Genomic DNA, 15,452 nt, shown 5'->3' with positions numbered 1-15,452 from the left:
CCGATGGAAAAAGTAGCGGGTGATCTAGGGTAGGGATATGTAAAAGCTATATCTTCTACAGGCAAGCAGGCACTGTTTCCTTCGCTGGTATGAAAGGGATATGAACGAGGAATGAGCGGCTTATTTGGTCAGAACACTGATGCATTATCAAATATGTATATCTATTTTGCAGGAGAAGATTATTTTGTCGGGGATCTGGCAAAAGAGTCTCGATCCGCATCAAGAATATTTGAATGGGAAAGATTCAGCCATACGTATACAAATATACTGCTTAATTCGGCTATTCAGGCTGTAGCGGATGAATCGTGGAGAGGATTCAGTTGGCAACGGGTCTTCCGCTTGATTACTACAGGAATTCAGCCGGACATCGAATGGAAAACAGGGCCACTGGCGAATAGAGAACGAAAAATGTCCATTGACCAGGCGCTTATTTTCCCGCAGGGTGCATCCGCTGTTTTTTCGGCGCTGATTAATCATGAAGGAAGTTTTGCATACCCGCATTTGATGAACGAGGGGGGCGGTGATTGGGCTGATTGATATTAGTTTTCGGACTACAAATTTCGACGTGGTCGAGATGCAGCCCGGCGGTTCTTTTTTGCCGAAAGCAAGGCTTTCCGGCACAGCCGATGAAGGAGTAATTAATCTGCACCAGGATATTCGCCAGGCTTATAAAGCTGAAACTGGCGGAGCGGATCTGAATGAGTTTTTGTCAGCCGTATTTGGCGCGACGAACATGTAATGTACAAAGGCAAATACATTGATTTCAGTGGTGTGATCGGCAAAAGCAAAAAATTGATTGCTGCAAACATCACAGACCAGCTCAAAAGCATTTGGGCAGAAGAATCAGATTTATATGAGGGGATATTCTTAGCCGGCGGAGGCGGAGAATTATTTGCACCCAATATCCAGCCATTGTTGGATAACAGGTTAATTAGTGTTAAGGAAAGCCAATTTGCCAATGCAATTGGTTATTTGCGTTTGGGAAAAGCTATTTTTGGCCAAAAACCAACGCAAAGCATGATGTGACGTTTATGGAGCAAAAATGGGAAAAGCGCTACGGCTTGCATTTAAAGCAAGGGGATCAGGAGTTATACGAATGGCTGGACGATATTCCAGACTTCAACCGAAGTGAGGCTATCCGAAACCTGCTTTTATTTGCCTGCAGGGCCATCTTAAATAAAAAGCAGCAGGTTCAATCCTGGCCGAACTAGAGGCTATGCGAAAAGTGAATGAACAGCATCATCAGGAACTGCTCGATAAACTTGCATCTGTCCAAGCAGGTTCAAGGAAAGAAACAAATTCACCTGTTATAGAGCGTCAGGCAGAACTAGTAACAGAAAAGGCAATGACAGACAGTGCCGCTGCCATGATATCCTCGTTCGGTATGAAGCTGTAATAGGATCAGCTAAGGCACTCAGGGTGTGTTTTTTATTTTGTTTCTCGGAAAGGTGGTGGTCGTATTCAGACATCCGACAGCCGTTATTTTGTGAATGAAAGGATGAATACTCATGCTGAAAATGCTGCTAGGCACCCTTCTGATGATCTTTTTAATCTTAGCAATCGGGAGTGTAGTACTCGAAGAATTCCCAGGTGCTCAGCCATTATGGGAAGAAGGGAAAGTTCATGCAGTCTCACTTTATAATTCATCGCTTGGAAAGTTCGGGATGACCGGAACCCTGCTTTTGATTATAGCTATTTGTTTTTTAGCAGGAACAAGCAAGCACTACTAGAAAGAAAGGTGATGAACAATGGATGAAAAGAAGCTGAAACGAAACAGCCGGCTGAGTATGGTAAAAAAAGCGCTCCGCTCCCCTCAGCCCAAAAAAATGAAACAAAAGCCGCAGCGTCCGAGGGGATACATGGCACGCAAAACAGGAGCGGCTGCTTTTTGGGTGCTGTTCAGTTTTATGTTCCTTGTCGTAGCCGTTACACTTTTTTCTAAAACGAATGATGATCCATTGCCGCAAGCAACACGGGCTGAAGAGACGGAAAACCCTTCCGTCAAACCGGAAGCAGTTCAATTTGCGCAAAGCTTTACCGCCCATTACTTCAACTGGGGAAGCGGGGAAGAAAAGAAGAAAGAAAGGGAAAAGAAACTCTCATCCTTCCTGGCAGAGGGGCTGGATCCGCAGGCTGGGCTGAATACGGACAAAGTCACATGGAATTCCGCTCATAAAGGATCAACGCTGAAGAAAGTAGAAGACTTGGGAAACAATAAATCGCTTGTTACGTTTTATGTGACTGCAGAATTAACCCGTGAAGTGGATGGGGAAGATGAGCCGGAAACAAAGTCAATTTCTAAATATTTTGTGGTACCGGTTGCCTATGACGGCACCTCGTACGGTATCTATGAACTTCCAAAATTCACACACATTGAAGAACAGACAACGGTAAAAGCGGATCATCAGATCGGCTTACAGAAAGCCGCTTCTTCACCAGAAACAAGCAGGGTAAGAACATTTTTAGATACCTTTTTTACAAGCTATACAGAAGATTCAACCGACAAGCTCGCGTATATTCTGGAAGATGGCAGCCGCCTTGCCGGTCTGAATAAATCAATGACATTTGTAAAAGTAGCGTCAGCGGATATTTATGAAGGACCCAAAACGGGAGAATATATTGTACAGAGTGAAGTAGTGATGCAGGATCCGGAGTCGGACATGCAATTTCATACGGATTATGAGCTGGCTATCAAAAAAGATGGCGAGCGTTTTGTTGTGTCTTCGATCAATGAAAGGGAGGGGAATGAACAATGAGTTTAGAAGGAATTTTTCAGTGGTTTTCCGAGCAGGTACAGTACATCCTTTTATTCGTGCTGTTTATTGTGCTGCTGGCCGCAGCGTATAAGCGGGCCTGGCTGGCCATGATTGGCAGCCTGATCGGCCTTGCATTTATCGGCATCTTTGTGGTGAATCCAGAGGTCTTGCTAAGTTTATCAGAGTGGCTTGGTGGACAGCTGAATTTAGGCGCGTAAGCCAAAGAAACTTATAAAGAGGGCGATACGATGAACCGGGTACCCTTATATGTGATCAATAACTTTTTAAAGTTCGACCGGAAAATTTATCAGCTGTTTGGCCTTCAGCTAGGAAGGCCGATCCGCTTAAAATCAATCTTTTATTTCTTCTTTTTTGGGGCAGTGGAGCTGCTGTGGTATTTTACCCCGGGGTTGGGTCTTCTTCTGCACTGGATACCAGCCGGCATTCTGTTGGCGATTCCGGTAACACTTGCCTGGCTGCTGTCTGATATCGGGACAGAGAACCGGTCTCCGGTTTCCTATTTCCGTTCTTTTGTCAGCTTCCACTGCCGAAGGCTGGAGCGGGTTACGTACTTTAAGGGAAAGAAGCTGGAAAAACCGAAAACATTTGCAGTTGAAGGAGTCTGTACGTACAAGGACCCAAAAAAGAAGAATGCGATTAAGTCCGTGATTTACTTTTTTAAAGGATACACCACGTACAAATGATCGGTAAAGGAGTGTTGATAAGGAATGAAAAGCATGATGGAGTTTCCAATAAAGCATATTGAGGGAAACCTGCTGTTTGGGCGGGACGGCACTGTATGGGCGTATTACCGGGTTGAAGGATTCGGCTATGACTTCAGGGAAACCGAAGAAAAAATGATTCCGTTTCAGCAGCAGCTGTATTTTTTAGCAAACAACGGGCATGATCTTCATTTTATCGTTTCACCTTCTCCTACCGACACTGGTGGCGTGCTGGATGAGACGATTCAGGATATGCAGCGCCTCAGCTATCCGCTGAAAGAAAGCGGTACTGCATTTATGGAACAGCTAAAAGAAGTGTTGGGGAGACAGCGCCAGATCAATGAAACAAGCGAATACTACCATTATATAGGCATCCAGCTGAATCCCGAAAAAAACAAATACAAAGAGGGAAACGCCGGTACAAATGCCCTGGATGCCCTGCAGAAATTTTTGATGGGGTTTAAGTCACCGGTATACCGGGCGGTGGGCCTGGAACCTTACGATATTTTGCAGGAAGAAATCGATGCCTGGAAAGAGCAGGCAGAGTCTCTGATTACAACGGTTTCCGGTGGGTTTTCTTCTACGGTCAAACCACTTAGCGCAAAGGAAGCGGTGTACCTGGCAGAAAAAGTGTTTGCGGTGACAAACTCAAATCATGATGTAAAGCACCGGCCTGACTTCCTGCCTGGCGAACATGTGGAAGGATATGAAGAAAACGGAGATATTCACGAAGCGGTAAGACCGGACGAACAAGCTTTTATGGATTTACAAAGTGCAAGCGTGGAAGAAGTGGGGCCGAAAACACTGCTGATGAAAAAGATTATCGAAAACGAAGTAGAAGACATGTATGTGCAGTATCTGGTCTGTGATTCAATGGACGAAGTCAACCACCATCCAGGTTTTGAATGGTTGTACAAAATTCAAGCCAAAATGCCGTTTCCGGTGGGCGTTTCCATTCGTGCTCACCATCAGCACAATACACAGGTCCGAAAGAAGCTGAGCAATGCCCGGCTTGAGTTTGAGGATCAACGGCAGGAAGCGATAAAAGGCGGAACGGGTGTTGACTTAAGTGTTTCCACCTCCGAACAGGGTGCCATCCAGATGGAAAACTACTTTAAAAAAAGCGGGCAGCCTGCTTACAGCTGTTCCTTCATCTTCAGGGTCAATGCGAAAGATCAAAAAACGTTAAAGTCCCGGGCGGATATGCTGCGAAATGAACTCTCGAGATTTGGTGTAAGTATCCTGGCGCCTTACGGCGAACAGATTGGGCTGGCTATAGAAACAATCCCAGGATCTAAGCAGTACAACACGGACTATAAAATTGAAGCGGCTCCGGGCATCCTTGCCGGGGCCATGTTTGGTGCCACAACCAATATCGGGGATAATCGGGGGCTTTTTATTGGCTACACCAAGCAGTTCAAGCGGCCAGTGTTTATTAAGCCGGATCTGGCTGCGAAAGCATTTGAAGGAGTTCATAATGTGGTGGATTCCATTTCGGTTCTGGTTGCGGGGATGACAGGCAAAGGGAAATCGGTTTTTATGAACCTGTTTACGTATTTATCCGTATTGAGCGGTTCACAGGCACTGGTTTTAGATCCCAAGGGCGATCGTAAAGGATGGGAAAAAGGGCTGCCCTTTATCCCGAAAGAGCATGTTTCGCTGTGGACACTCGGACGCAGCAAAGAAGATGCCGGCTGCCTGGATCCATTCCGCACTAGCACCAATATTGAGGAAGCAAAAGATGTCTGCATGGACATTCTTTCGTACTTAGCCGGCATCAATATTCAAGATGACCAGTACACCATTCTGAGTGAAGCAGTAGAAGAAATATCCCGCACGGACGATCCATGTATTGATGCTGTTATAGCTTATCTTCAAGAACTGTATAAGAAGCGGCCGGAAAACATGTCGAAGAGCCGGCATGAATCAGTTGAACGGCTGAAAGGAACACTCGAAACATTGCGGCGCAACCAGCTGGCCCGCCTTCTGTTTGGCGAAGTTGGGCAGGACTACAGAGTGTTGAAAGTAGACAAGCCGCTTCAAGTGATGATGGTTCAGAACCTCACACTGCCGGACGCACATACCAAGCAGCCACGCCCGGCACATAAAATATCGGAAGCCATTATGATTTCTCTGACGGCTTTTACGAAGCAGTATATGTTCAACCAGGACCGGTCCCGGCATAAAATTATCCTGCAGGATGAAGCTAGAAGCGTGGATCGGAGTGCCGTGGGGGCTGAGCTCATGAATTTTATTATCCGGCAAGGGCGTTATTACAATACCACTCTCATAAAAGGGTCGCAGAATGCGTCTGACCATGGAGAGGATGTTGCAAACATTGGCATGAAATTCAGCTTTGGGATGAAAAAGACAAGTGAAGCAGCAGAAATGCTGGATTACTTGAACCTGCCGCCGACACCAGCGAACATTGAAACATTAAAAGGACTGAATCGAGGCGAGGCACTGTTCCAGGATATTTACGGCCGCTCGGCTGTCGTGAAAATCAATCCAGTTTTTAAAGATCTACTGGAAGCTTTTGATTCTTCCACTTCTACAGAAGAAGAGCGTAAACGGGAAAAAGAAAGGGTACTGGTTTAAGCGGAGGTGTTTTTGTGATAAATCGGAAAAACTGGTTCTTTGTAGGTGTTGGATTGCTATTGCTTTTAGTGATCACTGGCTGTGGAGAAAAGGAAGATTTTGAAGCTGCAGATAAAGTGGCTTATGAGTACATTGCTGCAGTTGTAGAACAAGACGATGATCGAAAGTCAAAAATACTAACATCTGAAGCACTTAAGCAAGGCATTGAAAATGATGTTTTGGTTCCTGGTCGTCATGATAACCCTGGATCTGAAGAAAAATTAAAAGACAGATATGAAATTAGAAGATATGACAATATTTATGATGGTAAAGAATTATACTATAGAGTCAAATATGATATGCCTAACAGTGCTTCTATGACTAGCGATACAGAGTACATCAAAATGGTTAAAGATGAAAGCAAAAAGTGGAAACTAACGCTTTCAACAGGGATTCTAAATGATGAAATAGAAGAAGTATTTCCAGAAGAAGAAAAGAAAAAAGAAGGTACTCTTGTTCACGAATATACAGATTAAAAGAGCTGTTCAATTTTTTGAAATAAGTTTCTGAAAGGAGGCACTAGGCTTTGATCCCTTTATCTATATTAAGGGATTATTTTTATGCCTAAAAATAATGCGCTACACAACTCTAGCAGTTTTTTTATGTGTAATGCTTGCTATAAACGCTCTGTCATACAGCGTAACTAAGGCGGAAGATAATAACGAGGAAAGTAACGAGAAAACTGAAGAAGTAAAGCAAACTAGTATATTTTCAACTCTTTATACAGATAAATACGGAGAGTTGAATAAGGATGAGGCCCATTACATGCTTGATATAGTGCCGCTTAATCAGGAACAAATGAAGGACGAAGAAACTAAAAGCTGGTGGCAGACTGGCTGGAGTTATGTGAGTGGTGCTGCTTTGAAAGAAGCAACGATGGGTCAACTTTATGAAGCAATTAATATACTGAATAATTATGCTTTCCAGTTTAACATTGGTTCAACTAACTTTATGCTTTCAGTGCTAAATTTATCTTACGATTTTGATTTAATTGACCAGCTTATTGAGAAGTTGCAGATAATTATGCAAGAGGTTACTGGTATTTCAGATACGAGGTTTGAAAGTTCTGGATTGTTTGGAAGCTTGGCAGGTGTAATCGCTGTTTTATCTATTGCATACGCTTGTTATTTATATGTATGGAAACGAGCAGCGACAGAAACAATCGGGGAAATGATGAAAACAGTGCTTACTTTTGCGGTTGCCCTGTTACTTTTCTCGAATTATAGCTCGTTCCTTACAGGAGTCAATCAAGTTACTACAGAAGCAAGCCAACTAGTTTTATCCGGATCTATAAACAGTGAAGCTGCTGATAAGGAGGAAAGCTCAGGTGATCTGAGCGAAAATACATTAAGAGAAAGAATGATGGATAATATATGGACACTGTTTGTAGATCGACCATACTTGTTTATGCAATATGGAACAGATAAAGTAGACGATATTGGAAACGAGAGAGTTCAAGCATTGCTTAAAAAAGAGCCAGGAGACGATCGTCTGCAATATGTTAGGAATGTGGAAGTGAAAAAGAATGGCAACATTATGATGACCTATGGATCGGTCATGGAGCGGGCGGTTTTCACACCTTTATACTTGCTCGTGAATGGACTATGCTCAATCCCTATCTTTTTGTTAGCACTGCTGCTTTTGGTATTTCAATTTTGGTTTATGGGAATTGCAGCCGTTGCCCCTTTTGCTTTGTTGTTTGCAGCGATTCCAGGCCAGTTTGGCGTGTTAAAAAAGTATTTTATTGAGTTAGGTCTGCCTCTTGTTTTAAAAATTGTTGTCTCTTTCGGAGCGATTGTAGTCTTTGCCATATCAGAGATTGTGTACAGTTTGAATAACATTGCGGTTGGAGGGGCATCTGAATATATCATAGTTTGCGTCTTACAGTTCATTTTGCTGGCGCTTATGTTTCTTCTCAGAAACCGAATCAAAAATATCTTTTCTGCAGGTTCCAAAGAATTTCAGGCATTGCGTGCTGAAGTTGGTTCACTTCAAGAAGCCGTTACTCGGCCTGTTAAAACTGGAGTGCAGGGTACAGCTGCAGTTGCTGGAGCGGTAGTTGGCGGTGTGGTATCAGGAGGAGCTGGCATTGCAGCTGGCGCAAATATCGGCAGTAAAGTCGGCCAAATTGCAATTGGCGAGGGAAATATTCAAAGTATCACGTCAGGTATCAGCCAGGCCCAGCTGCTAGTGCAACTGCATGAAAAACACGCTGCAAAAGGGACGCCTAATAAACAGAACCAGCAAAAAGCTGATGCAGACCAGCCCGGTTATAGTTCCCCAATTTCAGAGCCTGCTTTTTTAGAAAGGGAGAAAAAGTACGATGAAGAAGACAATATACCAAAAGAGTCCTTTGAACACCAGGATGACCTGCCAGCGGAAGAGATCAAAAATGCAGAATGGAGCCAGCCTCAGGAAATAGAGAATGAACCTGTTCAAATGCCGCCACACAATAAGCCGTTTGAAGAGTCAGAAGGCAGGTCTTATTCCAGCGATCAGGATGATGATTTATATGCTAATTTAGCCAGCCTGCAGGAGCACATGCCATCTAAACAAGATGAAAAGGAGAGCGACCCTGTTTTGGATTATAACAGTGTACAGATGGATACCCAACCAGCAGAAAAAATGAAAGATGTAACCGTTTATTTGGATATCGATGATACCAATCATCCTATGCCAGCAGAAGGACAGGAAAGCCATCCAGTACTGTATCCAATTGGAAATGAGGAGACGGATAAAGTTCATGCTGGACCGGTAGAATTGGACGCAGGGCCGGAAGATGATCAAGAAAGTTACAGAGACTCTCATGATACAGCGGAAAAAGAGCCGGAGGACGAACTTTATCACCTTAAACAAGACAACAAAAAGGATGATTAACATTGTTTCAGCGTCTAGATCGTCACGTTAAACAGTGGATTGTAAACAGCGTAATGGGTATAGCCATTGCGCTATTAGTGCTGGGCTTTTTTGCAGGACAAAAACAGGATAACCAGCCCTCTTCTATTGAGGAAAAAGAAAACGAGAAGCAGGAGACCGAAGCAGCAAGCTATGATCGTGAAGCTGAACCAGAAACAATGGGTCAATATTATGCTGAGGATTACGGCGATACAGGGGAGATTTCTGCTACCCGTGTCAATGAATCAGAATTGCCGCCTACGATGGAGGAAATCTTTACGAAGGAAGAAATAACGCAATCTAAAGCGGCTGCTGAAAAATTTGTTAGAGCTTTCTATCCCTACGATGGCCGGGATCCACTCCACAATATTAAAAACAGCAAAGATACAATAAGTGAAGATCTATATCAGCTATTAATACAAAGCCCGGAGCGCCCTACTTCAATGACCGTAAAGCGAGAGCTGGTCTCTCTAGAAATGATCGAGCCGTTTGCGCCAACAGCTGACGTAATGGTCTGGAATGCAAAAGTGAATGGGAAAGTAACGAATGCAGATGCTGTAAAGCGAGACGAAACAGATTTGTATAAATTGAAGCTCGAAAAGGTGAAAGGTGAATACAAGGTCGTTGATTTTTTGATTAATTATCTTGAGTAGCAAAGCTTCACAGGGAGGGAGATGAGGTGAAAAAATGGCTATTGATCATTCCCATTTTTCTTAGCGTGCCGGTTGTAATGATAATCGGGGTGCTTATTTTCGCGTTTGTCCTAGTCACAAATGTTGAAGAAGAAGCCCCTGAATTTACGGGAACACCCGGGACTGTACAGCTTAGCCAGCTTGGGGAAAATGAAGTACCCAAGGAATTCATTGAACATTATCAGAAAGCGGGAGAAGCATATGGTGTTCCCTGGACGCTTTTAGCCGCCATTCATCGGGTTGAAACCCACTTCAGCTCTAATTTATCTGAGAGCTACGCGGGAGCAATTGGTCCGACGCAATTCATGCCGTGTACCTGGACTGGCTGGAGCCATCCGACCTGCTCAGGTCTCGGACGGGGAAGTATCGATAAAGATACCATGCTTGATGTAGGTCAGATCAAAAAGTATGGCGGCTATGGGGTGGATGGCAATGGCGATGGAGTCGCCGACCCGATGAATATTGATGATGCGCTTCATTCCACAGCAAATTATTTAGCCGCTTCCGGAGCAAAAACGGATCCAAGAAAAGCAGTCTTTACGTACAATCACAGCCAAAAGTATGTGGCAGATGTGATGGGCTTCTTTGAAAGCTATACGGGCGGAATTACGGAAGTAAGTGCGGGAGCGGTCGAGGTGAAAGGCGATACTGCCTGGCCGGTTCCGCATACTAAAAATGTCACGTCTGTTTACGGAAAGCGGTGGGGCAAACTCCATGCTGGGCTTGATATAGCAGGCGGGAATGATCTGGATAAGCCGATTGTCGCTTTTATGCCCGGCAAAGTGATTGTCAGTGAACTGAATGGCGCGTTGAAAGGAAAGGGATATGGCTATTTGGTAATCATCGACCATGGAAACGGGGTGACTACCCGCTATGCACATATGAGTAAAAAGGGGATTCCTGCCGGCACGACTGTAGAAGCTGGACAGCAAATTGGAACGATGGGCACTACTGGTCATTCATACGGGGTACATCTTCATTTTGAAGTGCGGATAAACGGAGAAGCGGTTAATCCGATGGATTATGTAAAAGATTTTTCTCCGAAAGTAAATGAATAATGGCTTCGTGACGTTGGAAAACAAAGAAAAGCCGTTATAACAAGGGTTTTACCAAAAAAGTCCGACATCTTAACTTTTGACGTCTGACACTTTTAATGTAACAAAGCCCGTCATAATAAGCTTTTTGCCTCTTTACGTCAGACGTAAGGGTTTTTTAGTATGCCAGCAAAATAAGTGTCCGACGTTCAGTTTTTCAGCCTTGTTCTTTTAGGCATAAGAGGTCATTTAACGTCATGAAAGGAGGTGATCATGATGAAAGAGAAAGCAGAGGAATTAAAGGAACTCCTGCGGTATATGGAGGTGCTGAAAAGTGATGTGATGGGGAGAATCTTTGAACTCGATGACAATGCCGTGCTCCCGCCAGTCTCTACTGTTTATCCCAGAGCGAGGGCGAAAGTGTTAGCAGTGAATGGCTATCCTGTTTATCAATTCGCCTATGAAGGGCTGATGCCGCTTTATCAGCAGGATGGAAAGTATAGAGCAGCTATACGCCATTATTACTTCCGGTCCACTTTCGAAGCGTGTGAGCAGCTTTCCATTGAAAAAAGATTCGATAAGGCAGCGATTTTCATTATTCATTACTTTAAAGACCGAATCATCCGGGATCTTGACAATCGAAACCGTAAATTTTTACTCGATGCCGTCAGGCAGACAGGCTTAATACGGGATGACAGCTGGCGCTATCTTGCCGTAATGGAAGAGGGATTTCATGATCCGCACGGTGATCATGTGCAGATGTACGTATTGGCAAGAGAGAATCTTGCGGATTTTCTTGGCTATATAGAGCGTCACCACCAATATGAAAGAATGCATCCGGATGCGTCATTAAAAGCGGCCATTATTGAAGAGGTGGAGCAGCAAAAAAACAAAAGAAGCGAGGAGGAAAAAATGAAAAAAAATAGAGGAATTCACACTGAGGAATCAGAAGAGTACAGGCAAATTTGGAGCTGAAAGCGGGTAAGAACCGGTTTGCAGAACAGAAAATTTTCCGGGTAAGAACTGAAGGGGTAAAAAGGGGGAGCCAGTCCTTACCTGCCCATTCTTACCTGAAAAAATCCTGATGACACCTGGCGGTTACTGCAATCAGGCAACCTATAACAGGAAAGCCCACATTCTTACCCAAAAAAGGAAGAGAAAGATGGATAAGATCACGTTTTGAGCAGCTGCCACCGGATTGGTGTAAAAGGAAAGGTTTAGTTGAACCAATCCGGAAGTATGGAGGATTGATTTAACTAAACAATCCCAGCCTAGCACAAAAAAGAGGTGAAGAAAGTGAGCGAAAAACAGGTAGTGAAGAGTATCCAGCCGCGCGATATCGAGATGCTGCACATACTCTATCAATACCGTGCGCTGAGTACGCAGCAGCTGATGCGGCGTTTTCAGATGACGTCCCATTACGCGAATAAAAAAACGCATGTATTGAGAAATTCTGATTGGATTTATTCGCTCCCTATTCTTTCAGAAAAGGGAAGGAAAATGGGTGCCTGCCATTGCTTGACCGATAAGGGCATTTCCCAGCTTCAAAAGATAGGGATTCCAGTGGAGCGAAAAGCAGAAGATTTAAAGGTAACGCGCAGTTTTTTGCCATACCTGCTTTCGGCAAATGATCTGATGATTGACCTAGCACCATTTGGATGGAGGATGCGTGACAGCAGAGAAATAAAATCCATGTACGGTCTCAACCGCGGAAACAATATTCACGGCTCCCTTATCAGCCCCGACGGAACAGAGTATGGCTTTTATATTTTCATGAGCCGTTCTCTGCCTAAATACATCATGAAAGTGGTAAGAGAAATCAAGGAATCGACCATGCACAACTTTATCATCTTTACAAAAGGACAGGCTTCTTTCAGTGATTTTATTTTAAAAGCAGTGAACCCAGGAAAAGAGTTGATCACAGGGGGCTCTCTGAAAGTTATGCCTTATACATTTGGCAAAACATATCTTCAGTTTATGGACAATGAAAAAAATATATTTCATGTGTTGTCAGAACACGACATCACACCGCTTTCAGAAAAACCGCTGCTTTACTCAGCATTTGATCGCCTTGTGCAGCACGATGGAGAAGAAAAGTATCTAGTCAGCCTGCTCGATACAGATTTAATGAAGATATACAGCCTGAAACGGTACCGGAAAGAAGCCTATGACCGGGATCAGAGGCGGATTCTGGTCCTAACACATATGAGGGAGTTTCATCAGGAACTGCTGCAGGACGTTCACCATATTGACTATGAAGACATTCATCCAAGCGAAATCCAAGCCGCCGGAACTGTTACATCATAAAGGAGGAATGAATCTATGAGCTTGCTTCCAGAATTTCAGACAATAACCGGGCTGATTGACAATGGCCATCTGTTGAATGAAGAAATTTCCGTCATGCCGCGCGCATCTCAAAAAAGAATGTACGGACTGATGAAAGAGCTGATGAAGGACGAATTGATTTTTGTGATTGAAGTGGAGAAGCGCAAACTGCGCATGAATCATAAATGAAGCAAGGTGCTTTATTACTCGTAGCCGCTACAGCAGGAGCGGCTGGAATCGCTGGGATGTACCAGGAATGGTACATTCCCCCTTCTAAGGCTCTCTTCATAATCATAGTTGGATTGGCCATCTTTTATGCAGCCGCAGCCTTGCAGCATACAGGAAACAAATACAGAACGTCATTGCTGCTTCTTGCCCTGTCTCTGTTTTTGGTGCAGGCTGCTGGAGCCTGGATCTATGAAATTTGGACATTTGAAGCCATTTTGTCCGCTGTCGGCATGATGAAAATTTCTCTAATTGTTCTTGGTACATGTGCTTTGGGGCTCAATGTAGTTCACTTCACTTCGCAGGCAGCCAAGAAAAAGCGCAGCACCCAGAGGAGGGCTGAGTCGGGCAGGAAAGGAAGTATTGTTCAAATGTTTAAAAGGAACCAAGCAGAAAAGACTGTCGCCATCGTTCTTGGAGAGTCTGTTAAAGCAGGGCGCGATTAACCAATCAGCTGTAAAGGAGGTGGTTCCAATCGGACTTCCGATTACCTGGCAGGGAAGTGACTGCTTCACCCACATGCTTGTGGTCGGCCCAACACGGTCTGGGAAGACGGCCACTATTTTAAAACCAATGATCTATCAGCTCCTGCTCCAAAAAAAGCGGGGCGTACCACTCGGGTTATCCGTGGTGGAACCAAAAGGTGATATGGCGCAGATGGTTAAGGACATGTGTACGAAAATGGAGATTCCCTGTACGCATATTGATCCTGAACGGCTCGATAGCGAAGGCTTTAACCCAATGGAAGGCGCGATAGATGATGTAGCGGAAGCAACGGTAGTCGTACTGAAAGGACTTTTCGGCAAACAGGATGCCTTTTTTGCAACGGTACAGGAGCTGTCAGCACGTAACGTTACCAAACTGCTAAAAGCTCTGCATAGTGACAAAATGGATATTATTGATGTAATGAATACGCTGCGAGATGAAAAAGAGCTGGAGAAAAAAGTGAAAGAGCTAAAAAAACGGGACGGCATGACGGACCTTGTCCACTTTTTTGAATCGGAACTGCTCGGCAGCATGCGTGAAAAGTACCGCCAGTTTGTGATTGGCCTTCGTGCGCAGCTGGAAAACATCACAAGCAATGAGTCACTGAAGCGGATCATGACCGGTAAAAGCGACATTAATATCGACCGGCATTTTGAAGAAGGCGGGGTCCTGGCAGTGAATACTGCGCTTGGCAAACTGCGCAAAGCGGGGGATGCATTCGGCCAGTTTATCATTATGCATCTGCAGAATGGCACGTTCAGGCGTCCCGGTACGGAGCAGACCCGCATTCCCCATTTTTTGATTGTGGATGAGTACAGCCGTTTCATCAATCCAGATGTGGAAATGTTTTTGTCGCTGGCAGCGGAATACCGGGTATCCGGTATTTTCGCGACCCAGTCACTTGGCCAGCTGGAAGTGGAATCAGGAAAAATTGGGCCGAGAGCGATGAAGCAGGCAATCCTGACATCATGCCGCAACAAGATCGCATTCGGCGGGCTGTCTGCGGGTGATGCAAAAGAATTCGCCGAAGAGTTTGGCCGGGACCGCGTGATTATGCGGCAGAGCACCTATAAAAATCGAATAATGATTCCAAAATTCTTTCCTGAATCTTACCGGGATACCGAAAACGAGGAGTACCGTTTTTATTACACAGACTTAATGGACGGGCTTCCTCGTTTTCATTTTGTCCATAAGCTTCTTCAGGACGGCACTCCTCAGCCGCCTGAACTGGCGAAAGGAACCTTTGTGCCGCGTGACTGGAAAGAAAAAAGAGAGTGGGAAGTGAAGCGGTCATGGCTTATGCGGAGACTGCGTGTCATGAAGAGAAAGCGCAGGAAAAATGAACCGTCTCTGCCGGTATCCGTCCAGTCCCTTGAGGCATTTGCAGGAGAGGAACCAGTCCCATTAGAAGAAAATCCAGTGGAAGCTCAAACATTAATCGTTTTGGAAGAAGAAAAGGAAAGCGAGATCGAACAAATAAACACTGAAAATCCGGCTAAAGAGAAAAAGCCTGTTGTTCAGCAGGCTTCTCAAATAAAAAGTGAAGCACAACCAGAAAAAGTGGAAAAAGAAAAACCGTCAGCCGAAACATTTGAAACTGAAACAGCAGCTGTGCAAAAGAAAAAGGAATTTACACCGCCAAAGTCATCAGACGGATTCTGGGATTAAGACGTTCATAGC

The 15,452-nt window shown here is 44.5% G+C and carries 19 protein-coding genes; all 19 read left to right on the top strand.

What is annotated here, in order from left to right; all coding sequences use genetic code 11:
- Window positions 1–111: 111 nt before the first annotated feature.
- The 19 genes from VP97_RS00410 (at window position 112) to VP97_RS00320 (ending at window position 15,440) form a co-directional block, all read left to right on the top strand.
- Entirely contained in the window at window positions 112–537 is a 426-nt protein-coding gene (locus VP97_RS00410; RefSeq protein ID WP_050179639.1) for an acetate and sugar kinases/Hsc70/actin family protein, read from the top strand.
- On the top strand, window positions 521–739 hold the full coding sequence (locus tag VP97_RS00405) for a hypothetical protein (RefSeq protein WP_050179638.1): 219 nt from the start codon (window positions 521–523) through the stop codon (window positions 737–739). The genes VP97_RS00410 and VP97_RS00405 overlap by 17 nt, the downstream gene beginning before the upstream one ends.
- On the top strand, window positions 739–1,026 hold the full coding sequence (locus VP97_RS00400) for an acetate and sugar kinases/Hsc70/actin family protein (RefSeq protein ID WP_050179637.1): 288 nt from the start codon (window positions 739–741) through the stop codon (window positions 1,024–1,026). The genes VP97_RS00405 and VP97_RS00400 overlap by 1 nt, the downstream gene beginning before the upstream one ends.
- Window positions 1,027–1,031: 5 nt before the next feature.
- Window positions 1,032–1,211, top strand: coding sequence for a hypothetical protein (locus tag VP97_RS00395; protein ID WP_050179636.1), 180 nt, complete (start codon window positions 1,032–1,034; stop codon window positions 1,209–1,211).
- Between the two features lie 14 nt (window positions 1,212–1,225).
- Window positions 1,226–1,396 carry a hypothetical protein gene (locus tag VP97_RS00390; RefSeq protein ID WP_156153366.1) on the top strand — a complete coding sequence of 57 codons (171 nt, stop codon included), beginning with the start codon at window positions 1,226–1,228 and terminating at the stop codon, window positions 1,394–1,396.
- Between the two features lie 112 nt (window positions 1,397–1,508).
- A complete protein-coding gene (locus VP97_RS00385; protein WP_050179634.1) occupies window positions 1,509–1,730 on the top strand; it encodes a hypothetical protein in 222 nt (73 codons plus the stop codon).
- An 18-nt stretch (window positions 1,731–1,748) separates the two neighbouring features.
- Window positions 1,749–2,756: a conjugal transfer protein gene (locus tag VP97_RS00380; RefSeq protein ID WP_050179633.1), complete on the top strand. Its 1,008-nt coding sequence runs from the start codon at window positions 1,749–1,751 to the stop codon at window positions 2,754–2,756.
- Complete coding sequence (locus VP97_RS00375) at window positions 2,753–2,974, top strand: TcpD family membrane protein (protein WP_050179632.1); 222 nt, start codon at window positions 2,753–2,755, stop codon at window positions 2,972–2,974. The genes VP97_RS00380 and VP97_RS00375 overlap by 4 nt, the downstream gene beginning before the upstream one ends.
- A 30-nt stretch (window positions 2,975–3,004) precedes the next feature.
- Window positions 3,005–3,460: a TcpE family conjugal transfer membrane protein gene (locus tag VP97_RS00370; RefSeq protein ID WP_050179631.1), complete on the top strand. Its 456-nt coding sequence runs from the start codon at window positions 3,005–3,007 to the stop codon at window positions 3,458–3,460.
- 24 nt (window positions 3,461–3,484) lie between these two features.
- Window positions 3,485–6,076, top strand: a complete 2,592-nt coding sequence (locus tag VP97_RS00365) for an ATP-binding protein (protein WP_050179630.1) — start codon at window positions 3,485–3,487, stop codon at window positions 6,074–6,076.
- Between the two features lie 14 nt (window positions 6,077–6,090).
- A complete protein-coding gene (locus tag VP97_RS00360; protein ID WP_050179629.1) occupies window positions 6,091–6,591 on the top strand; it encodes a hypothetical protein in 501 nt (166 codons plus the stop codon).
- 97 nt (window positions 6,592–6,688) lie between these two features.
- Complete coding sequence (locus tag VP97_RS00355; RefSeq protein WP_425388421.1) at window positions 6,689–8,992, top strand: CD3337/EF1877 family mobilome membrane protein; 2,304 nt, start codon at window positions 6,689–6,691, stop codon at window positions 8,990–8,992.
- 2 nt (window positions 8,993–8,994) lie between these two features.
- Window positions 8,995–9,663 carry a hypothetical protein gene (locus tag VP97_RS00350; RefSeq protein WP_050179627.1) on the top strand — a complete coding sequence of 223 codons (669 nt, stop codon included), beginning with the start codon at window positions 8,995–8,997 and terminating at the stop codon, window positions 9,661–9,663.
- A 26-nt stretch (window positions 9,664–9,689) separates the two neighbouring features.
- Window positions 9,690–10,760, top strand: a complete 1,071-nt coding sequence (locus tag VP97_RS23060; protein WP_082220163.1) for a peptidoglycan DD-metalloendopeptidase family protein — start codon at window positions 9,690–9,692, stop codon at window positions 10,758–10,760.
- 249 nt (window positions 10,761–11,009) lie between these two features.
- Window positions 11,010–11,711: a hypothetical protein gene (locus tag VP97_RS00340; protein ID WP_172656718.1), complete on the top strand. Its 702-nt coding sequence runs from the start codon at window positions 11,010–11,012 to the stop codon at window positions 11,709–11,711.
- A gap of 321 nt (window positions 11,712–12,032) precedes the next feature.
- Window positions 12,033–13,043: a replication-relaxation family protein gene (locus VP97_RS00335; protein WP_050179625.1), complete on the top strand. Its 1,011-nt coding sequence runs from the start codon at window positions 12,033–12,035 to the stop codon at window positions 13,041–13,043.
- A gap of 15 nt (window positions 13,044–13,058) precedes the next feature.
- Window positions 13,059–13,250 carry a hypothetical protein gene (locus tag VP97_RS00330; RefSeq protein WP_050179624.1) on the top strand — a complete coding sequence of 64 codons (192 nt, stop codon included), beginning with the start codon at window positions 13,059–13,061 and terminating at the stop codon, window positions 13,248–13,250.
- On the top strand, window positions 13,247–13,732 hold the full coding sequence (locus VP97_RS00325) for a hypothetical protein (RefSeq protein WP_050179623.1): 486 nt from the start codon (window positions 13,247–13,249) through the stop codon (window positions 13,730–13,732). The genes VP97_RS00330 and VP97_RS00325 overlap by 4 nt, the downstream gene beginning before the upstream one ends.
- Before the next feature lie 19 nt (window positions 13,733–13,751).
- On the top strand, window positions 13,752–15,440 hold the full coding sequence (locus tag VP97_RS00320) for a type IV secretory system conjugative DNA transfer family protein (protein WP_245629799.1): 1,689 nt from the start codon (window positions 13,752–13,754) through the stop codon (window positions 15,438–15,440).
- Window positions 15,441–15,452 lie beyond the last annotated feature (12 nt).

The organism is Domibacillus robiginosus (genome assembly GCF_000966195.1).
Classification (GTDB): domain Bacteria; phylum Bacillota; class Bacilli; order Bacillales; family Domibacillaceae; genus Domibacillus; species Domibacillus robiginosus.
This window is presented reverse-complemented; position numbering and strand designations above follow the sequence as displayed.